This is a genomic window from Candidatus Woesearchaeota archaeon (assembly GCA_016188115.1).
In the GTDB taxonomy this organism is placed as follows: domain Archaea; phylum Nanobdellota; class Nanobdellia; order Woesearchaeales; family GW2011-AR9; genus JACPIK01.
Map to the genome: position 1 here is coordinate 1,185,045 of JACPIK010000002.1, position 19,618 is coordinate 1,204,662.

Annotated in this window: 24 protein-coding genes; 10 read left to right on the forward strand and 14 right to left on the reverse strand. The window is 38.3% G+C overall.

Annotated elements, in window-relative coordinates:
* Positions 1–40: 40 nt before the first annotated feature.
* Positions 41–916, forward strand: a complete 876-nt coding sequence (locus HYV86_06405; GenBank protein ID MBI2573469.1) for a stage II sporulation protein M — start codon at positions 41–43, stop codon at positions 914–916.
* 197 nt (positions 917–1,113) lie between these two features.
* Here HYV86_06405 and HYV86_06410 read toward each other — a convergent pair whose 3' ends face one another.
* Positions 1,114–1,938, reverse strand: a complete 825-nt coding sequence (locus HYV86_06410) for a PD-(D/E)XK nuclease family protein (GenBank protein MBI2573470.1) — start codon at positions 1,936–1,938, stop codon at positions 1,114–1,116.
* 100 nt (positions 1,939–2,038) lie between these two features.
* Positions 2,039–2,527 carry a hypothetical protein gene (locus HYV86_06415; GenBank protein MBI2573471.1) on the reverse strand — a complete coding sequence of 163 codons (489 nt, stop codon included), beginning with the start codon at positions 2,525–2,527 and terminating at the stop codon, positions 2,039–2,041.
* Between the two features lie 102 nt (positions 2,528–2,629).
* Here HYV86_06415 and HYV86_06420 point away from each other — a divergent pair, with 102 nt between their 5' ends.
* On the forward strand, positions 2,630–2,851 hold the full coding sequence (locus HYV86_06420) for a hypothetical protein (GenBank protein ID MBI2573472.1): 222 nt from the start codon (positions 2,630–2,632) through the stop codon (positions 2,849–2,851).
* Between the two features lie 34 nt (positions 2,852–2,885).
* Here HYV86_06420 and HYV86_06425 read toward each other — a convergent pair whose 3' ends face one another.
* Both HYV86_06425 and HYV86_06430 read right to left on the reverse strand, forming a co-directional pair.
* On the reverse strand, positions 2,886–4,595 hold the full coding sequence (locus tag HYV86_06425; protein ID MBI2573473.1) for a PHP domain-containing protein: 1,710 nt from the start codon (positions 4,593–4,595) through the stop codon (positions 2,886–2,888).
* Between the two features lie 47 nt (positions 4,596–4,642).
* On the reverse strand, positions 4,643–5,176 hold the full coding sequence (locus HYV86_06430; protein ID MBI2573474.1) for a class IV adenylate cyclase: 534 nt from the start codon (positions 5,174–5,176) through the stop codon (positions 4,643–4,645).
* A gap of 82 nt (positions 5,177–5,258) precedes the next feature.
* On the opposite strand from HYV86_06430, the gene eif1A reads away from it, so the two are divergent.
* Complete coding sequence (gene eif1A / locus HYV86_06435) at positions 5,259–5,582, forward strand: translation initiation factor eIF-1A (protein ID MBI2573475.1); 324 nt, start codon at positions 5,259–5,261, stop codon at positions 5,580–5,582.
* Between the two features lie 91 nt (positions 5,583–5,673).
* On the forward strand, positions 5,674–6,288 hold the full coding sequence (locus tag HYV86_06440; protein MBI2573476.1) for a hypothetical protein: 615 nt from the start codon (positions 5,674–5,676) through the stop codon (positions 6,286–6,288).
* A gap of 112 nt (positions 6,289–6,400) precedes the next feature.
* On the opposite strand, the gene lspA is transcribed toward HYV86_06440, so the two are convergent.
* Entirely contained in the window at positions 6,401–6,856 is a 456-nt protein-coding gene (gene lspA, locus HYV86_06445) for a signal peptidase II (GenBank protein ID MBI2573477.1), read from the reverse strand.
* Positions 6,857–6,860: 4 nt separating this feature from the next.
* Positions 6,861–7,262 (reverse strand): hypothetical protein, encoded by a 402-nt coding sequence (locus tag HYV86_06450; protein MBI2573478.1) that lies wholly within the window; start codon positions 7,260–7,262, stop codon positions 6,861–6,863.
* A 52-nt stretch (positions 7,263–7,314) separates the two neighbouring features.
* On the opposite strand from HYV86_06450, the gene HYV86_06455 reads away from it, so the two are divergent.
* The gene (locus HYV86_06455; GenBank protein ID MBI2573479.1) at positions 7,315–7,584 is read left to right on the forward strand and encodes a hypothetical protein; all 270 of its coding nucleotides are present in this window, start codon (positions 7,315–7,317) and stop codon (positions 7,582–7,584) included.
* A gap of 6 nt (positions 7,585–7,590) precedes the next feature.
* On the opposite strand, the gene HYV86_06460 is transcribed toward HYV86_06455, so the two are convergent.
* The 6 genes from HYV86_06460 to infB all read right to left on the reverse strand — a co-directional run bounded on the left by HYV86_06460 (position 7,591) and on the right by infB (position 14,114).
* A complete protein-coding gene (locus HYV86_06460; GenBank protein MBI2573480.1) occupies positions 7,591–8,070 on the reverse strand; it encodes a hypothetical protein in 480 nt (159 codons plus the stop codon).
* A 55-nt stretch (positions 8,071–8,125) separates the two neighbouring features.
* Positions 8,126–9,367 (reverse strand): thrombospondin type 3 repeat-containing protein, encoded by a 1,242-nt coding sequence (locus HYV86_06465; protein ID MBI2573481.1) that lies wholly within the window; start codon positions 9,365–9,367, stop codon positions 8,126–8,128.
* Between the two features lie 149 nt (positions 9,368–9,516).
* On the reverse strand, positions 9,517–10,665 hold the full coding sequence (locus HYV86_06470; GenBank protein ID MBI2573482.1) for a hypothetical protein: 1,149 nt from the start codon (positions 10,663–10,665) through the stop codon (positions 9,517–9,519).
* A 124-nt stretch (positions 10,666–10,789) separates the two neighbouring features.
* Entirely contained in the window at positions 10,790–11,266 is a 477-nt protein-coding gene (locus tag HYV86_06475; GenBank protein ID MBI2573483.1) for a hypothetical protein, read from the reverse strand.
* A gap of 45 nt (positions 11,267–11,311) precedes the next feature.
* The gene (locus HYV86_06480; protein ID MBI2573484.1) at positions 11,312–12,229 is read right to left on the reverse strand and encodes an exosortase/archaeosortase family protein; all 918 of its coding nucleotides are present in this window, start codon (positions 12,227–12,229) and stop codon (positions 11,312–11,314) included.
* A 97-nt stretch (positions 12,230–12,326) separates the two neighbouring features.
* Positions 12,327–14,114 (reverse strand): translation initiation factor IF-2, encoded by a 1,788-nt coding sequence (gene infB, locus HYV86_06485; GenBank protein ID MBI2573485.1) that lies wholly within the window; start codon positions 14,112–14,114, stop codon positions 12,327–12,329.
* 34 nt (positions 14,115–14,148) lie between these two features.
* Here infB and HYV86_06490 point away from each other — a divergent pair, with 34 nt between their 5' ends.
* The 5 genes from HYV86_06490 to HYV86_06510 all read left to right on the forward strand — a co-directional run bounded on the left by HYV86_06490 (position 14,149) and on the right by HYV86_06510 (position 18,732).
* A complete protein-coding gene (locus tag HYV86_06490) occupies positions 14,149–15,105 on the forward strand; it encodes a hypothetical protein (protein MBI2573486.1) in 957 nt (318 codons plus the stop codon).
* A 97-nt stretch (positions 15,106–15,202) separates the two neighbouring features.
* Positions 15,203–16,240, forward strand: coding sequence for an AI-2E family transporter (locus HYV86_06495; protein ID MBI2573487.1), 1,038 nt, complete (start codon positions 15,203–15,205; stop codon positions 16,238–16,240).
* Positions 16,241–16,318: 78 nt separating this feature from the next.
* Entirely contained in the window at positions 16,319–17,131 is an 813-nt protein-coding gene (locus HYV86_06500; GenBank protein MBI2573488.1) for a hypothetical protein, read from the forward strand.
* A gap of 48 nt (positions 17,132–17,179) precedes the next feature.
* Positions 17,180–18,271 (forward strand): hypothetical protein, encoded by a 1,092-nt coding sequence (locus HYV86_06505; protein MBI2573489.1) that lies wholly within the window; start codon positions 17,180–17,182, stop codon positions 18,269–18,271.
* On the forward strand, positions 18,271–18,732 hold the full coding sequence (locus tag HYV86_06510) for an EVE domain-containing protein (GenBank protein ID MBI2573490.1): 462 nt from the start codon (positions 18,271–18,273) through the stop codon (positions 18,730–18,732). The genes HYV86_06505 and HYV86_06510 overlap by 1 nt, the downstream gene beginning before the upstream one ends.
* Before the next feature lie 50 nt (positions 18,733–18,782).
* Here the strand turns inward: HYV86_06510 and HYV86_06515 are convergent, their stop codons facing one another.
* Positions 18,783–19,256 (reverse strand): YbhB/YbcL family Raf kinase inhibitor-like protein, encoded by a 474-nt coding sequence (locus HYV86_06515; GenBank protein ID MBI2573491.1) that lies wholly within the window; start codon positions 19,254–19,256, stop codon positions 18,783–18,785.
* Positions 19,257–19,329: 73 nt separating this feature from the next.
* Positions 19,330–19,608 (reverse strand): hypothetical protein, encoded by a 279-nt coding sequence (locus HYV86_06520; protein MBI2573492.1) that lies wholly within the window; start codon positions 19,606–19,608, stop codon positions 19,330–19,332.
* Between the last annotated feature and the right edge of the window lie 10 nt (positions 19,609–19,618).

A 19,618-nucleotide genomic window follows, 5' to 3' on the forward strand; every position in this document is an offset into this window, starting at 1 on the left:
ACCAAAAAACACTTCCTTGTATCTAAAAAGAGCTGATGAAATGGTATTAGAACATATTTTCCCAGAAGACTGGCTTGAAAGTAAAGGTATTTTTTCATTCATTTTAGGCGTTATCTATTCCATTATTGGGATGGTTATCGCATCGTTTCTCTTTCCGGGTGATCCTGCTCTTGTCTCGGTCGCCATAACTTCCATGCTCTTGCTTCCAGAGCTCTACAAAATATTTTCTATTGAAGAACGTAATGAACGACTTGAACAGAAAGTAAGCATGAAAAGCCTCTGGCGTGATGACATTGCCGTTGTGCGTGTCTATGTCTTTATCTTTTTAGGAATTCTTCTTACTTATTCTATTGGAACAATTTTGCTTCCTTCGTATCAAACCAATACATTATTTCGTGAACAATTAGAAATCCGCTTTGGTCAAGGCTTTGCAGGAAATGCCATTGCGTTTACTGATAGCTTATTCACAAGTATTCTCAGCAACAACTTCATGGTCCTCATGGCTTGTTTTATTATGGCACTCCTTACAGGAGATGGTGCAATCTTTCTTATATCATGGAACGCTTCGGTATGGGGCTCCATTTTTGGTATCACCGCGAAGAACGCAGCACAATTCTCTGGAGAGAATGCATTCTATGTATTTCTTATCGTTATGTTAGTCGTCTTTCCTCACATGATTATTGAAGGTATAGCCTATTTCCTTGCGGCTATTTCTGGCTCAGTTATTTCTAAAGATGTACTATTAGAGGGCTTTGCTTCAGATCGCTTCTTTGAAGTCTTTGGATTTAATCTCTATCTTTTCATCTTTGCATTGATCTTTTTGATTCTTGGTGCAGGGATTGAGACCATTGTACTTGATAACATAGGCATCTACAAAGATATCATTCAGGCGAGCATTAATGCTGTTGGCGGGTAATTTTTTTATTTCCTTTCTAAAATTCGTAAATAAGCCCCATTCACTCTTTATTTCAAAGTCAAGTGAAATGCTCGGCTGCTTGCTGTGGCTAACTTTGAAATTATAGTCATCCAAGTTGATTTTCCTGTAGGAAAATCCCCTCGGCTGACTATTAGTAAACCTTAGTTGGTTTACTATAGAAAATGCCTATATCCTTTTCAGGCATTTTCTTTATCATGCGGTCGACACACACCATAAAAATCACATTGCCCGCTCGACCATTTACATAACGGAGTTACCGTTTTTGTATAATCTGATTTTGCTTCCGTAATAGAAGTATGAGCATGAATACTCTCAATTGTCTGTTGTGCTTTTTTGATCAATTCCTCTTCAACATTCATCAATTTTAATCTGTCACGTAAAAAATAAATTCCTACTTTATGGGGAGTTATTCCATGTTTTTCTCGATATAACAACGAATAAATCCCTAATTGTAACTTGATGCTATCCTTAACCTCAGAATTCGCATTAGTTTTGTAATCAATAATATGGACTTCATCCCCATATTTGTGAATGGCGTCGATAAACCCACGTACTGAATGCTCTTGCGAACTATACTCCTGTTCTCGAATTGGAGTAAGATAATAAAACGCCTCTTGCAATGTCTTTCCCTTTGCAATCTCTTTCTTAAGCACATCAAGAAATTGGTTTGTCCAGTTCATCAACATTAACATCGTTTCTTCAAAATAAAACCGTTCTTGATCTTTATTCAAATTTAATTCCGTAAGTCTTGGTTTGTACTGCACCCAATGATGTAACAATAACTTTTGCATCGCTGTTTTAAACTTAAAATCCATGTCTCCATTAGTAAATGCAGAAACATCTAATTCATAAAAATCTTCCAAACACGAATGCGCAATATTTCCTCGAACCGTGTGAATACTAGGAAATGTTGGCAGCTTCTCAATGTACTGGTAATAATACTTACGTTTACACTGTTGAAACGTATTAATTGAAGACGGAGACTCAACCCTTTTAGCCATGTACGCACCCTTTTTTAGAAAATTTTGGGGTAACCTATCCTTTATATGTCTTTGGGGGAGATGACCAGTGGGGAATTTTTATTATTATGTTGAAGTGATGTTACAAAACAACCCCGTTCAACACTTCCTGGACTTCTTTCTTAAGATGTATTTTATTGATCTTGCCATGCTTTTCAATAATGACTGCCCCAGTTCCTTGCAAAGAGCGTAATGCTCTATGTACTTTTAATTTATCCATCCCTTCAATATATGATAATTCTTTTTGTAAAACTGAGCTATTCTTCTGTGCTAGAAAAATCAATATTTTTCGTTGAGAATTATCCAACAAAGGTAAAAGAGTATGGATACTTTCACCCATCGTCTTTTTCTGGGAATCAATCTCAACATTCAATGTTGAATACATCCATGCACCTAAAATAATCGCCAAGACACTCAATAAAACCATTATGTACGGATGGTAAGATGAAAAAATGAAAGAAGAATCACCGCCAACAGAAGAAGGGCTCTCACTAAATAAATCAAGATAAAACAGAAGCAAAAAAGCACCAATTACTCCAATAAAAGCACCAAAACGCCATTTTTCATTCATATTTTGACTCAAAGAATTTCTGTTTAAATTAGTTTCGCGAACTTCCATATATAGTTTCACCCTATGAAATCATGGTAAAATCAATTACTGGAGAGATAAAAAATGGAAAGAATGTATAAAATAATGATATTTGTCATGATGGCTTTATTAGTTATCATGACTAGTTCGCTGTTATTGCTAAACCACCAAATTGATTCGATAAAACATGCAGTTGGAGGGGAAGAAAGTTCTTGGGAAATGTGGGTTGATGAAAAAGTAGAAGAAAAAGAAAAGCAACCTACACAGAGAGCAGAAATAATCAAAGAGAAAGAACATACTGATTAGTCTTTATCTTTTATTTTTTAATTCCTTTTTGAGTTCAACTCCTCAATTTTTTCTCTATCTCCTTCAATCCCCAGCAATTCAGCACATCTTTTTTCTCCAACCAGCCACGTCGTGCCATGCGTACGGCATGTGGTAAAAATGTCAAATGGCTAGGTGCATGTCCATCAGTGCTCAACGCAAATTGACAGCCCAGATCGCGAGCAAATTTGACGTGATCGCCATTCAAATCCATGCGCGAAGGCGAACCGTTAATCTCTAAGAACACATCTCTGTCCCGACACGTTTCAAACACTCTCTCTTTGTTCAATTCCATCGGTTCACGCGTATTCAACAGCCTTCCCGTAGGGTGTCCTAACATAGTTACAGGATACTCATTCAAAGTACGACAAACCCGCGTCGTCATTTCTTTTTCTTCCATACCTAATGCTAAATGTACTGAAGCAATTACAACATCAAAATTCTCCAGCTCCTTCTTAGACAAAGGTAACGTCCCGTCTTTTAAAATATCAATTTCTAATCCTGAAAACACTCGCAGTCCTACTTTTTTACGCACTTTTTCAATTTCAGCAAGATAACCAGCAACTCGCTTTGGATTAAGCGGATTGGTAATTCCCACTGGGCCATAATGATCATTAAAAGAAATAAACTTCCAACCTAATGACTCTGCCTTTTGCGCCATCTCAAGTAATGATGCGCTCCCATCACTATACGTAGAATGATTATGGAATGCACCCAAAACTTCTCTCTCTTCAACCAGCTTTGGCAATCTTCCTTCCTTAGCTGCATCAATTTCTCCTTTACTCTCACGTAACTCTGGCTCAATAAACGACATCCCTAACTTGCCATAAATCTCTTCTTGTGTGCGACCAGCAACCCATTTCTCGCCTTTCACTGTTGACAAGCTATATTCGTTAAGTGTATACCCTTTCTTTAATGCTAGCTTGCGCAATTCAATATTGTGTTCTTTGCTACCAATAAAATACATCGATGCCGCCCCATATTCTTTTTCTGACACAACGCGCAAATCAACTTGGATGCCATTATCTAATCGCACGGAGCTTTTAGTAGGGCCATGAACTAAAACCTCTTTGACATGACGTAGCGAAATAAATGTTCTCATCACTTCCTTTGGTTTAGCAGAAATTGCCAGCAAATCAATGTCTCCTATCGTCTCTTTGCCTCGCGCAAATGATCCTGCAGGTTCAACTTTGAGTACTGATCGTTCTTTCTTCAACTCAGATATCAAATACGCAACCACTGGCTCAACTTCCGCATAGAGATGGCGTTTGACGCGAGTCTCAATTAAGCCAATTCCCGCAAGCAACGCTGCTTGTGTCTTTACACCAAACCCTTCAAGACCAGCAACTTTATTTTGTTCTAGCACTTTCTTAAGATCAGCAACAGTACGCACCTTCAACTTCTCATAGAGTACTTTGATTTTCTTTGGACCAAGTCCCGGAATTTGACGTAACGCAGGAATCTCGACAGGTACTTCTTTCTTCAACTCTTCATAATATTTCAATTTTCCCGTCTCAACAATTTCCTCAATTTTAACAGCGATATGCTCCCCAATCCCCTGTACTTCTCGTAACATTCCTTTTTCAATTAGATCTTCAATATTTTCACTCAAAGAAGAAATCGTGAGTGCTGCAGTGCGATACGCCTGTGGCTTAAACGCCACATTTTGAAATTCCAAGATATCTGCGATGCCATTAAGAATCGACGCCACTAGCTGATTTTTCATGAAGGAAAGGATAATTTAAGAATATTTATAGGTTTAGAATGAGGTCATTACTTTCTTCTCTTTTGCGCATAATGCTCCAGCACTTTCTTCCCACTCCATGGCTTAGTATCTTCCATGGTAAATCCCAACAGCGAAACAACTTCTTCAATTTTCTTTATACTATGTGCTTCAATTTCTAAGAAAGTAGGCAAATTGGGAAATGTATCTATCTCTATGTGCACATCATCCCCAAGTGCGTACGAAATGCGATGCTTCTCTTGTATTCCACTCTCAACTAATCCAATAGAAGCAAGAATCATCTTCATAGTTGCATAATCCGACACCGTAAGCTCGATTTCTTCACGCACCTTCGCATTTTTGTCTTCTTCACCTTGTGGTTTCTTTTTCAGCGTTAACTCTGTAATCTCGCCGCGTTGACGCAGGCGTAACATCTTTCCTTCTTCCTCCAACTCATCAGTAGGAGTATCAAACCGTGATGCCAACATTGGTCCTTCAAACACCTTACGAGCGCCCAGCTGCTTCAACTTCTTCTGAATAGCATTAACATCAATCTCGAGAATTTTGACTTCAATTTCTTGCATACTTGGGTTATCACCTCATGATTTATAATTCTTCACCTCCCTGTAGCAAAGCTTTATAAATAATCATCCTCCCTGTTAAATTATGTCTAAAGACTTTATTCCCGAAGAAGAACAAGTTATCCGTGTTCGTATTCCTCAGAATAAAGAACTTCTCGGAATAGTTCAACAACGTCTTGGTGGCAGTCGTATGCGTGTTCTTTGTCTTGATGGAAATGAACGCATCTGTCGTATTCCTGGTCGCTTGCGACGCGCATTATGGGTACGCGAAGGGGATGTAGTCATTATTGAACCTTGGGATCTTGGCGGTGATGACAAAGGCGACGTTGTTCACAAATATAAAGGCAAAGCAGAAGTTGACTTCTTACGTAAAAAAGGCTATCTCAAAAATATTGAAAATGAATTTTAAGTATTTCTTCCTAATATCTCCTAAAGTAATAGTCTAATAATAAGATTCAATCAACGAAATCCTTAAATACCATTTTTCTTCTAAACACACTATGTCAAATTCATCAACCTGGCTTGCATTATACGGCGTTTTGGGCGCATTACTTCTTATTGGGACAGCATTGCTCGTTCGCTTAAGTTCAACTAACTTTTTTGTGCTTCAAGTGCTTTTACTCTTGGTTGCAGTAATCATTTTCACAGTAGGATTCATCACTTTTGCTCAAGGCAAGGGCCGTATGTTTTTTTTCATCGGTTTCTTACTTTTTATAGTACTAGAAATAGTCTTACTTATTGCTGGACGCGGTGTTCAAAATGTTGTGCCATTTTTGATCGTTGCTTTAATAGGATTTTTTCTGAGCATGCCACCACGACATCGATCTATCAAAGTAACCAGCAGCGAACCACATAGCATGGTGTTTGATGCTCCTATGCCTAAACCAGTGGAAGAAGTAAAAACCACTGTGGTCAAACCGATTGCAGCAAAAACCGTAGTGAAAGTTGAACATTCCCCTGGAAAATATCTCGCCAGCAAACAAAGCAATCAATATCACGAACCAAAATGTGAATGGGCAACAAAAATCTCTAGCAAACGTCGCGTATGGTTCCAAGATAAAGAAGAAGCCTGGGAAAAGGGCTATAAAGCGCATACCTGCGTTGATTTGAAATAGATTTTTTCACCAATACTTTTTTAATTAATTCTCTTTCTAAATATCTTATGTCAACCTAGTGCTGGTTACACCACGTTTCCACAACTACTCAAAGAAATCACTAAATAAACTATCACTTCACCATTTTTTCTACTCTTTCTTCTCTCCAATACCATACTACTAACCCAATCATCCCCACACTAATCGCTGCATCAGCAACATTAAATGAAGGCCAAAAAGAAAAATCCAGAAAATCTATCACATACTCTCGAAAAAAACGATCTAACATATTTCCTACAATCCCCCCTAACACTAACCCTAAACAGATTTGTACCCAGCGTTTCGCAGGAAACGTATCATACTGCCACAAAATTAATCCTGCTGCAATCAATGAAATAAACCCTAAAACAAATGCTCTCCCCTGCAAAATACTAAATCCTGCTCCCGTATTTGTTGCATAATGCAGAGTAAATACTGACACAGACCAAATAGGTTTATACATCTCCACAAGCCATTTGGTAAGTTGATCTAAAAAGACAATTATTACTGCAACAGTTGCAAACATCCAGAAATATGTTTTTTTAACCATACTCTTACCATACTCGTCGCCGTTCTTGAGAAGGTGGCTGCTCTAAAGAATTAAGACGTTGTTCCATTGCGGCAAGCATCGCTTTAATAGTGTCTAATTTACTATTAATCAACTCCAATTCTTTGTCTCTCCCATATGGTCCGGAAGCATTTTGTGATGAAGAACTAAACCGCGGTGGTTCAGGCGATGAAAAATGCGGCTCTTGATAAGGTGACGGTCTAGTTGGAGTGGTAAATGTAGGGGTAGAAGGAAATGCTGAACTAGGTTGATCAAACGAATCAGTCTGGGGCGAAAAAGGATCACTTTGAGGCTTAAACGGATCCCGTTCTAATTCATGTTTAGTAAGTGCATCAAAATCAATATTTGGCTCATCTTTACGCCCTAGCAGTTTATCAAAAATGCCCATTGCAGAAGGGAAGGAGCAAACCTTAATAAACCTTCAGCCTATTACCTATCCCATGGCAGCAGCTAAAAAAGCAGATTTAAAGACATCAAGCCAATCCTCAAATCAAGATTCTTCTCCTCAAGAACGTATTGGATTTCATAAAGGTTCATTAGCAACCCTAAGTAAAGAACGCGAAGAAATGCTACGCATCTTGCAAATTGTTGAACAACTTATGCAGATGCATGTGCAAGAACTCAAAAAATTAGGCGTTGATCTTGTAGCACAAGCAAAAGCCCAACCCGCAACAAAAAACAAAAAGCCTATCGAGGATGTCTTGAGATAAGGGTTCTTACCATAATCTAACTTGTTGTTCTTGTAAGTATTGATGATTGTCTGCCACAATATGAAAAAATAACTGCAGGTCGATTTTTCTTCTTGTGGTGTCGAGTTGACAAACATACCCCTCCTGAGGTTTAAACTTATCTTTGAGAGAAAATCGTTTAAGTGTTCTATCCAATTGTAACATTTCTGCTTCTATATCTGTTGGTATACGCCCATCGAAATGTCCTTGAAAACGCTGCCACCATGTTCGTCTATCTGGCTCTTGATACCTAAAAGAAGCTAAAGATGCATGGATCACATAATCTCGTTTATCTCGAGGATATCCGCGCAAACCTACTCCATCAAGTGGAGGATGGAGAACAGCATATAATCCTCCTACAACACTTACTAGTCCTTCACGTATGGTCATACTGCCCTCTTTATGTTGGTCTAGAAAGAATACTGATGAATCGAACGGACAATGACTCACTCGATAGGGTGTAAACATGGGTCACCTATAATGACTAAAAATAAAGATAACAAAAAATAAAACAAATAAAAACTTATCGTCGTAAAATTGCTGCAATCATAAAAATGATTATAGCAAGCAAAACAACAATACCTGCGCCAATCCAAACAAAAGGGCGATATTCTTCCCAGACAAATTCACCTTGAACAGGCTGATTTACGGGAGCTGCCACAGTTGCTACTGGGGTGGGGGTAGGGAAACTAAACGTGTTTAGTTCTACTTGATCACGAGGTTGTTGAGCTGCTGGGTTTTGACGAACTGGTTGATTTTGAACAGATCCTTCACGACCAGACTCAAAGCCTTCGCGGTTAATGGTATCATCATTATTCTCGCCAAGGGCATCGTTAATGTCTTTTTCAAGATCATCAGCATCTTCTTCTAGAGTATCTACATCATCTTCAAGATCGTCGTAGTCTCCATCAGCATCATCAATATCATCTTTAAGATCTTCAATATCTTTCTTGAGGTCATCAAGATCATCATCGCGTAGATCTTTAAGATCATCTTCTGCATCGTCAATGTCTTTTTCATCATCGTCATCGCGAGCTTCATCAAGATCGTCTTCTAAATCGTTAAATTTGTTTTCAAGTTCATCAAGTTTTGCCACAAGTTCATTGTAGCGTTCAACTAAAGGATCAACTTCGCACGCATCGCCTTGACCATCATTATCAGCATCAGCTTGATTTTGATTGGCCGTATTAGGGCAATTGTCGTTAGCGTTAAGAATGGTATCATCATCAGCATCAAGATCTTCTGGAGCTGCTTCACATGAATCTCCGACACCATCATTATCAGCATCAGCTTGGTCGGCGTTAGCTGCATTAGGGCAGTTATCTTCTGCGTCAATAACGCCATCATTGTCTGCATCAGCAGGTTCTGCTACTTCACATGCATCACCAACACCATCATTGTCAGCATCAGCTTGATCATGATTTGCCACATTAGGGCAGTTATCAAGAATTCTGCAGATTCCATCATCATCAGAATCTAAACAGAGAGGTCCTAGATTTCCTGGGAGAAGAATTGGTCCTGGAACAATAGCAGGAGGATTTACTGGTATTCTTGGAATAACAGGTCCAAAGATAGGTTGACCTGGGTTAACAGGTTGATTTTGAGCAGGTAATTGAATAGGGTCTGCATTAATCGGTTGTACAGCAGGGTTTAATCCTGGAATTTGGATTGGTCCAGCTGGAATAACAGGAACTGCTACAGCGCTTACTGTAAGCATTCCTACTAGTAACATGAGGAAAAATCCGAATACAGTTCGTTGTTTCATAGTGTGCACCTAATAGTTTTTACTAATAAGTAGCGAAATAATATATAAATCTTTTGGTCAAATTGTAACTTATAAGTAGTCATTCAATAACATTCTCACAGAAGGCCCTTCAATTAAACCAAAGAAAAGATGTAAAAAATAAAGAAAAATTAACGTCGTCGCACGAGCATTGCTACCAGAAATATCAACACTGCAATCAATACAATTATCCCTGCGCCTAACCAAAAAGAAGACCTATACTCTTCCCAAGTAAAGCCTTGTTGAGTTGATTGAGTGGTCACAGCAGGTATAAAATTTTGATTTGCTGCATATGTAGGTGGAAAGCTGTAGGTAGTTACTTGAACTGGATCTCGTGCTCTTGGTGCTGATGAAGAAACAGCAGGTGGTTGATAAGAACCTGTATTTGATTCTTCTACTGCAACATACCTTTGATCATTTCGATTATCAAATCTATCACGGTCATTTGTAAGCTCATCAGTAATATCATCTTCTAAATCATCAACATCTTCATCAAGGTCATCCAACCTATTTTCTAAATCATCACGATTTTGGTTGTCATCACGCACATCATCTAATAAAGAGTCAATATCGTCTCGCAAATCGTCAAGATCATCATCGCGTAATTCCCGTAAATCTTCCTCTGCGTCATCAATATCATCTTCATCATCATCATCGCGCGCTTCATCAAGATCGTCTTCTAAATCGTTAAATTTGTCTTGTAATCGATTAAATCGAGCAACTAATTCTTCATAACGTAATTCCAATGCGTCTTCTGGCTCTTCACAGTCCGCCACGCCATTATTGTTGGCATCAAGATTATCATCCTCACCAGGGCATTGATCACGATTACCACAAACGCCATCATTATCAGCATCATTTTGATTATCTAATGGACATTCATCATTATCATTACATACGTTATCATTATCGTCATCAGGGCAGATATTACATTGATTTTGAGCATCTAATGGGCAAATATCACACACATCTCCCGTCTCGTCACGATCTGCGTCCGCTTGATTGTGATTAGCTAGATCTGGGCAATTATCTGCATTGCTACACACACCGTCATCATCTGCGTCTGCAACGCGATCATTTAAACCAGGACACACATCGCAAATATCTCCTGCGTCATCCCCATCACTATCTGTTTGGTCCGGATTAGGCATTCCTACACAGTTATCAAAATTATTACAAACTCCATCAGCATCTTGGTCTATACACGCCGCTTGCGTGAAAACTGAAAGTAAAGCTACCAATGCTATTAAAAACGTAAAAGTCTCTATTCGTCGTTTCATAAAATCCACCCAGACATTTTAAGAGACGATTCTTCATAAACCTTTTGCATCATTAAATCAAAAAACTACCTCTTAAAAAACTAATAAAAATAACTAAAAATGATTTTCATACTCACTCAACATTTCAAACAATGACTTCTCCTCGATGCATCTTAGGAAGGAAGTTAAGAATTTTGCCTTCCTTATATTGAGAACATCCTAACACCATTCCTTTATGATGAAGAATAATCAAATTATTACGCATACCTAAATCTTTACTAAGATCCTTTCCTTCAAAATAACTTTTCACTTCTTCAGCGTTTAGTTCTACAGTATGTTTAACCGGCTTCCCCTCTTGACTTGCTTTATGCATCAAATACTGCGCTCCTTCTTTACTAAGTCGAAACTGCGTCTCGCGCACTTCCCCTAAGTATAACCCAATTCGATCAATTTTAAGATGATCTAAATCCAATCTGGCAATATCCCTATTCACTAAAAAAATACGTTGGGTTTCATTTGATAATAATGCAAAATCTCCTTCTGGATAATAATCAAAGTCTTCTAGTAACATCTCACGAATCTTCTTTATCTCCCGACTGTTAAGAATGGTTAATTTTTGCATTTAATCTTTCAATATCTCACAAGTGCAGTTTTTTATAAAATGTCTCTATCTATGTGACATATTCTTTTTGATATGGATCCAAGGATATAATACCCACAACAATAGCAACACAAACGCACTAAATAAAATCCACCCTGCGTGAGAATGAAACAGACCTAACGCAACGTCTGGATTAAATGTGCCTATAGCAAGAATTCCAGCAATGCGTATAATGTTAAGAAAGAATGATCCTAATAGGCCAATAATCACTGCAAGTAATCCTCGTTTCATGTGAATAGTATCATGTTCATAGACGAAGAGAAGAATCGCCAACCCTATGAACATACTCAGACTCTCAACTCCTGAACAAGGCGGACCAATGATTACGCTAAAACTATTAACTTGGAGTTGAGGTGATGTACCTGTCATGGACATTGTGGCAGTGTCAAAAAAAAAATGCAGGATCCATATTGCGACTCGAGAAGCAGTAATCGCAAGCGGTTCCCAAAACGCCCATAAAATAGTCGTAATCAGATAATATAAATACCCAATAATTGCAATAATAAACAGTGAATGATATGTTTTCTCAAGAAATCGAGTCCCAAACAAAACACAAGCAATAAACAGTGACATCAACCCATACAATAATACAAACAGAACTACAAAACTTCCCCACGTTGCATTAGTAATTTCATATTGCACTCTCACAAAGATATAAACTCCTAAGCAACACAATGCTCCCAACATATATAACATCCGACTGCGCCATTGAGTAGTTATATCTACTCCCCGAAGAACCACACGATTATAGATAATGTATCCTGCAAGCAACATCAACGTATATGCCGGAAAACTAAAAAAATGATATTCAAAATCAGTTGCAAAAAAAGGTGTTAAAACATATAATAATACAGGAATCGCTACACCAATAATAATTAAGAACAGTCCCAAAAGCAAAAATTTAGTCCGAATTATCTTTTCCACAATCTTTCCATCACTCTTTTTTGATTTTTCCTTGATTATCTTTTCTTTGAACTTATTGGATTTCTCTCTCTCTCTCTCATATCTCCTACTATTATACTTATCCTACACCCCAAACGGGGTTTTCTTTACGCTTCAATTCTGCAATTTCTTTCAGAACCGCAATTTCATTTTTAGTAAGATGCTTTGCCAACTCTTTAAGTTTCTTGAAATGATCCTCAGGAATATCCGTGAACATAAAATCTCCTTCATTAACTTGTCTTCCAATAGTCACATGATCCATAGCCAATGCTACTTGTTTTCCTTGTTGTGCCACTGTAACAGAATCGGTTCCTTCTTGCATACTTTTAACTGAACTTACTTTGTGCCCTTTATCATTCATCAAAGGGTCTCCCGTTTTCATTCTACCAACCTCAATTTCTACTCCTACAATTGCGGGATTACTTTGTCGAAACATATATCCTTTAAGAACCAAAAATTTACAAGGACGAACTAATAAATTCAACTCTCGTATTTCTACTTCTTTTCGTAAGGAACTAAGATATTCTTCATAATCCTCAATAATCTTGTAAATAACATCTCGCACAATCACTTTTAATTTCTTAACTTTGATTAATTCTTCAATCTCCGCATTAATTTTCATATTAAATCCTAATAACACGCCAGTAAACTCGTCTTTATCACGTAACGCCTCGAGACGGGAAAGGTCACGCTTAGTGATATCGCCTAGTGATGCAGACGCAATTGCTATATTTTTATCTTTAAGCAGCATACGCAATGCTTCAAGTCCGCCAATTGTATCTGCTTTAATCATAACTCCGCTTTCATCAGATTCATCTATGAGAACTTCTCCTAGTTCCTGTTCAATCTCTTGCTTAAGCGCATCAATTTCTTCTGGTGTACCAGAACAAGCTCGCACAGGCATTCCTGCCATTGCTGCTTCAAGACCAGGGGCAGAAATTTTAACCCCTGTTGCTGCGGTAGCTTCTTTTACATTTTGAAATTTACTTTTTTTCTCACGCATCTCTGCAAGTTCTGCCGGTTCAAGTAATGCTCGTACTTTTGTTGCAAAAGGACCTTGCAGACTTCCTACAACAATAGTATCACCTACGCGTAAAGTTCCATTGTAAATAATTGTATCAATCGTCATACCAAGCCCTTTTTCTTCTTTTACTTCAAGAATGGTGCCGCGTGCCTGACCAGTTTCATCAATGTTTAATTTTTGTTCAAAATAGCGCTGTGCAAGACCTGTAAGCACCATTAATAACTCCGGAATTCCTTGTCCCGTATGCGCTGAGAGGGGCACAATCGCTAACTGTTTAGTATAATCTTGCACTCGATCAAATCGTTCCGCTTGCAACCCATGTTCATAGAATTGACCAACGAGATCATACATTTTTTTTTCAAAAAGACCTTGCATCTCATAAGATAATGCATTCATATTATCTAATAAAAACTTTGAGGGATCATATTTCCATCCATGAATAAGGTCTATTTTATTTGCTGCAACAATGAATGGCACTTTGTTAGCTTTGAGAATTTCAATCGATTCAATCGTTTGTGGTTTAAATCCCTCATTAATATCCACCACTAAAATAGCAATATCAGCAAGACTCCCACCGCGTTTTCGCAGTGATGTAAATGCGGCGTGACCAGGAGTATCAATTGCCAAAAGACCGGGCATATTTAACTTTCCTTTAAACACATCCAGAAGTTTCCCGCAAATTTTCTTAATAGTCTCTAACGGTATAATTGAGACACCAATTGCCTGAGTAATTCCTCCCGCCTCTCCTGCAACAACGACCGTGCGTCGAATTTTATCTAGCAGCGACGTCTTACCATGATCAACATGTCCTAGAGTTGCGACGAGAACTTTACGAGTGGCCATGGTGGGATTGACATCTAATTATTTTTAAATCTTCGTGCGGCTTGCAACCATTTCCAAAACCGAAACCTTTTTTAGCAAGTTGTTCTGCGAGACGTTTTCATTCAATAATTTCAATCATTTCAATTATCTGGAGGAGTGGTATACACGCAAATCAATAAAAGTGAATCAACAAGCAAATATTTTCTGGCTCAGGCCAACCTCTAAACTATGGCATCCTGATGGTCATTCTGTCCTTGATCAAGATCAAGTCGTCACTGATAATCCTAACAATTCTAATAATGGTTATTCTAAACCAAAAGGAACACGCTATTTTACGGGAGAACAAATTATACACCAAGCAAACACATTACTTCCTCCGAGAATTAATGTTGAACTAGATCGCAAAGGGGCAAGTGTAGTAGACATAGCTGCGCTTGCAACAGTATTAAGTGAATTATATCCTACTCATTCTTCAACAAAACCTTTTTATCGCATTGCAGATCCTGATGAAGTAGCGCAAACGGGGAACGCAAACAATGCCGCCACGTTGGTCTTAATTTTAAATTCAGGTCGAGTGAGTCATAGTTATCATTCAGGATCATTAGAAGTTGAATTAAACCTAAGGTCTTTAACAGGTTCAGTGTCCAATGTAGGAGATACTCAAAATACTCACTTATTTATTCCTACTTCTTCATTACGTGTTCAAAGAGATACTTCTCAAAGTTATAAAGTAGTATTATCTGTATCTCCTGATCGACAGTCTAGTGTTTTAAGTGGGGATTATCAACCTAAAACAAAATGGGGTCTTAGTTGGAATTCTCTAAAAGAACTCGTCTCTGAAGGTTTTACTGTTAATAGTGGGGATCTTAATTATCAAGCAAATCGTCTTCCGGAAGGTATTGGTGCATTATATATTGCGGGAAAAACAATCGGAGTAGATGCAGGAATTGGACAACGTACAGCGGTTTACGGCATTCCTTTAGCATATTTTCCCTCTGAAAAGAAGAGTTAATTTTTTTGTTCCCTCTTTCTTCTAAATCCTGGAAAATACGAAAATTCTTACCAATTTCCGGTATCTTTTTATCTTCTAAGATTATCCTACTAACCAGATGCAGCTAAACTACGCCCAAAAGAAACGGATGTTTCTCGTATTTTTCGTGATTATTATTGCGCTAGCGGCATATATGCTGCGTGATTATCTTCCGGCTATTTTTGTTGGCGGGTTGTTGGCATATTTTCTCATGCCTGCATATCGCAAAGTACTTTCATGGGTTAAACGACCGCTCTTTGCCCAATGCATTGTAGGCTTCACAACCATTTTATTACTCCTTGCTCTTATTGCTCTCTTCATATTTCCACTCGTTGGTCAAGCTGAGCTTCTCTACGACAATGCCGATGAATACGTCTTAACATTTACTGCTCTTCTAGAAAAATGCTCAACTTCTCCCACCCCTAGCTCTTGGTGTGGATTTATCCAAAAAGTTGAAATAGAACAAATTCAGCAAAAAGCACAAGAGGTTGCAGGCAAAGTAGGTCTATTCATCACGCAAGGCGCACTTGACATTCTGAAATTCATTACCTCGCTTGTTCTTTTTGTCATCATCGTTTCCTTCTCTTTATTTTATTTTCTTGGGTCTGGAGCAGAAGTAACGCAGCGGGTGGCATCACTTCTTCCTCTTGATGAAATCCACAAGAAACAGATTTTGGACCGTTTTGAAAATACTATTCGGGCAGTAGTTGGAGGAAATATCATCACTGCAATTCTTCAAGGGTTATTAGGGGGAATAATCTTCTTTGCTGCAGGAATACCGTTCTCATTTATTTTCGGACTTCTCATTGCCATTGCCGCGTTGATCCCCCTTATCGGCTCTCCTGCAGTATGGATTCCAATTGTATTATATCTACTCTTACAAGGAGCATACCTCAAAGCAGGAATCGTTGCATTACTCTCATTTGTCATTCTAGGTTCAATTGACAATTTTCTTAAACCAAAATTAATTGGAGATAAAATTAAGATGTCTTCATTTGCTATTTTCTTAGGAGTATTGGGCGGAATTAGCGTCTTTGGCATCTTAGGTATTTTTGTTGGTCCTATTATTCTTGCGATGCTCGTAACCTGCATTGATATTTATCGAGAGTTAAAGTAAACACTCAGCTTACCATATACTCCAGCTTGCCGTATAATCTTCCCAACATTTTAAAAAATAGGTTCTAAACCGGATCTTATGGACAATCATGCTCCTCCGGTTGCGTCTATCAAACCATCATCAACCATATTTGGATATTTTAATAATGAGCCCGCAGTTCTTGGTGTTGAAGGAATCAGTAGCTCTACTCTTTGTGATCTTGCAAATACACAACTCGAATATCTTAAACTAAAATCTAATGATGCATCAAATGATGCTTTTGCTCCCATCTTATTCAGTAACTATCAACAAATTGCCGCACTAGAAATGGTTTTCTTCCGATTAGGTTCTCTTGCTCAAGGATTACGTGTAGCAACTCCTCATGAAGTCTGGCAATATCTACAAGATCAGCAAGGGCAAGTTCCTTTACGTGGAAACTATCAAGCAACACAAGTTCCAATAGGTCTTGTTTTAACAAAAGGGACAACGGAAAATTATTTTCCTCAACAATCTAGCGATGTTCTTGCCTGGGGTTTTCATCTCCGACAACAAGGACAAACCGTGTTTAAAGAGTTAGATCCAACATATGCCCGCGCTTCATCTATACCTTCTTATCCCACAGCTCTGGTTTCAGCCCAACAATCATTAGAACGGTTACTCTCATTTAACCCTATTGCGGGGAATTATGAACGCCACACAAATAATCCACCAAGAAAGCAATTCCATGGCTTCGGAAATTTTGGAGTTGGAAATCGACCAACATATACTCCTACTCCGATCAGGACTGGTGTCTTTGTCTACAGCGTAATGAGAAAGAATGATGCGGATCCTTTGGAACGATCATTTGGTCCAACCAACGGATACACCATTACTAACGGGTTAGTGCTTCTCGCCCGCGACATGCAAAAATAAACCAACAAATCAGAACATTTTAAACTACGTCTCTCTTTCCTTTTGCCAATGCTCACTGAACATTCCATTAAACTCGATGTTGAACTTCCCAAAGGTGACGTAACGGCGAAAATGCCCGTATTCTATAACCCCGTTATGGTTTCTAATCGTAATATTTCTATTCTTCTCCTCAACGCGCGAAATAAAAAAGATCTCAAAATTGCTGATCCACTTGCAGGATCAGGTATTCGATCACTGCGTTTCTGTAAAGAACTCCACAAAGGTATTATCAAAGAAATTCATGTTAACGATATGAAACCGACTTTCTGTACTGATTTTACAAACACTCTGACACAGAATCATATCTCTTCCTCAACCATTCATCTTAGTCAAGAAGAAGCCTCCCTCTTCTTACTTAAAGGATCAGGATACGACTACCTTGACATCGACCCTTTTGGCACACCTAACCCATTTCTCGCCGCAGCCGTGGCACGAATCTCACGAGGAGGGATTCTCGCAGTTACTGCAACAGATACTGCTGCGCTCACTGGAACATATGCAAAAGTAACGCCGCGCAAATATTGGGCAAAACCATTGAAAAATCATATGATGCACGAAATAGGGTTGCGTATTTTGATTCGTCGTATTCAACTTCAAGGCATTCAATTTGACAAAGCGCTTGTGCCTATATTGTCTTATCATAAAGATCACTATTTTCGTGTTTATTGTGAAGCAAGCAAAGGCAAAGAACGCTGTGATGAATTACTTAAACAACATCAATACTTTTTATGGTGCAAGAAATGTTTAAGCTACAAAACCAGTGAGTACAACCGCGAGTCATGCCTCTGTGGCAGCTCATTTGAATACGCCGGTCCCCTCTGGACTGGACCATTGTTTGATTCAAAACTTCTCAAATCTATGTGTAAAGAAAATCCTTTTTCTGAAGAACAGAAATTTCTCGATACACTCCAAGAAGAATCTACTCTTGGTAGCGTTGGATTTTATAATCTGCATGAAATTTCTCGATTGCTTAAAATAAATCCTCCTCGAATTGAACATGTTCTTGCTAAAATAAAAGGTGTGAGAACACATTGTGATCCAAACGGAATTAAGACAAAACTATCACGAGAAGATATTTTTAAGGTGCTTGAAAAACTATGATGAACTATTGGCTTTTCAAATCAGAACCCTCTACATTTAGTATTGAACATCTTAAGCAGTGCTTCAATCAAACCACCAGTTGGGATGGTGTGCGTAATTTTCAAGCACGCAATTTTCTGCGTGATCAATGTAAAAAAGGTGACATGGTACTATTCTACCACAGCAACGCCAATCCCCCAGCTGCAGCAGGCGTAGCCATGGTAGTAAAAGAAGGATATGTTGATCATACTGCGTTTGATGCTAAGGATAAACATTATGATCCTAAATCAAAAAGAGAAAAACCAACATGGTATATGGTTGATCTCAAATTCGTCACTCAATTCCGACGTCCTATCTCATTAGATCAAATCAAAAAGAATTCTAAACTCAACAACATGGTCTTAATCAAACCAGGTACACGTCTTTCTATTCAACCCATTACCAGAGAAGAATTCGAAGAAATTGTCAAGATGGGGCAATAGTTTAGTAAATAACAATTATCTAGTAAATAACAATTCCTCTTATTTCTGTCCTAAATTCTCTTATACTTACCTACTAATTCAGCCTGCGCAACAATATGTCCCTGCATCGCTTTCTCAACTTCGTGTTTTGTTGCACCCTCTTTGAGTTCTAACATTTTATCCAATGCATACAACTTGAAGAAATAACGGTGCTCGTTTGGTAGATACTGTTTAGGCGGACATGGTCCATGATAACAGACGTTGCCTGCGCTATTTCGTCCAGTAAGCGCGCCTTTCACTGCTCCATCTACAATCTGTGTAATCAACGGTGGAATATTAAACAATATCCAATGATCAAAAACTTCAATCCCTCGTTGCTCTTTAATCTCGGCAGGAATATCTGGATCATCCATAATCAGGACCAAACTTTTGGCGTCAACAGGGACGTTATGGATAGTTAGTTCTGGACTGCTATTTTGTCCGTCACAGGTATATTTTGAGGGAATAGATTGCGTGTTGTTAAATGTTGTAGCGGTAAGTTCCATCAATTAATCAAAAAAGAAAGACTATAAAAAGACAATGAAATCACAATAAAAAAGAAAAATCAGAATAAAATTCTTATCCTAAAGCTAAATCCATTTTCTCAACTTCTGCAGATTGAACTCCTTCAAGTCGAGCCATTTCTTCAGCCATAGCTTCAAAATCAGATGTTTCTACATTAAACATGCCCAAAATTCGAACAATCTTCAAACCAAAAGCAAATGGTTCCTCCGTTGCTTTGGTATCCCCAATTGCTCCTGCATTTTTCGCAATTTTTTGAGCTTCTGCCTTGATTGGTTCTAATTGGACTTCTGGATCCTCAGGCATAATTTTAAACGTTACAACAGCGCGTGACATATTCTTAACC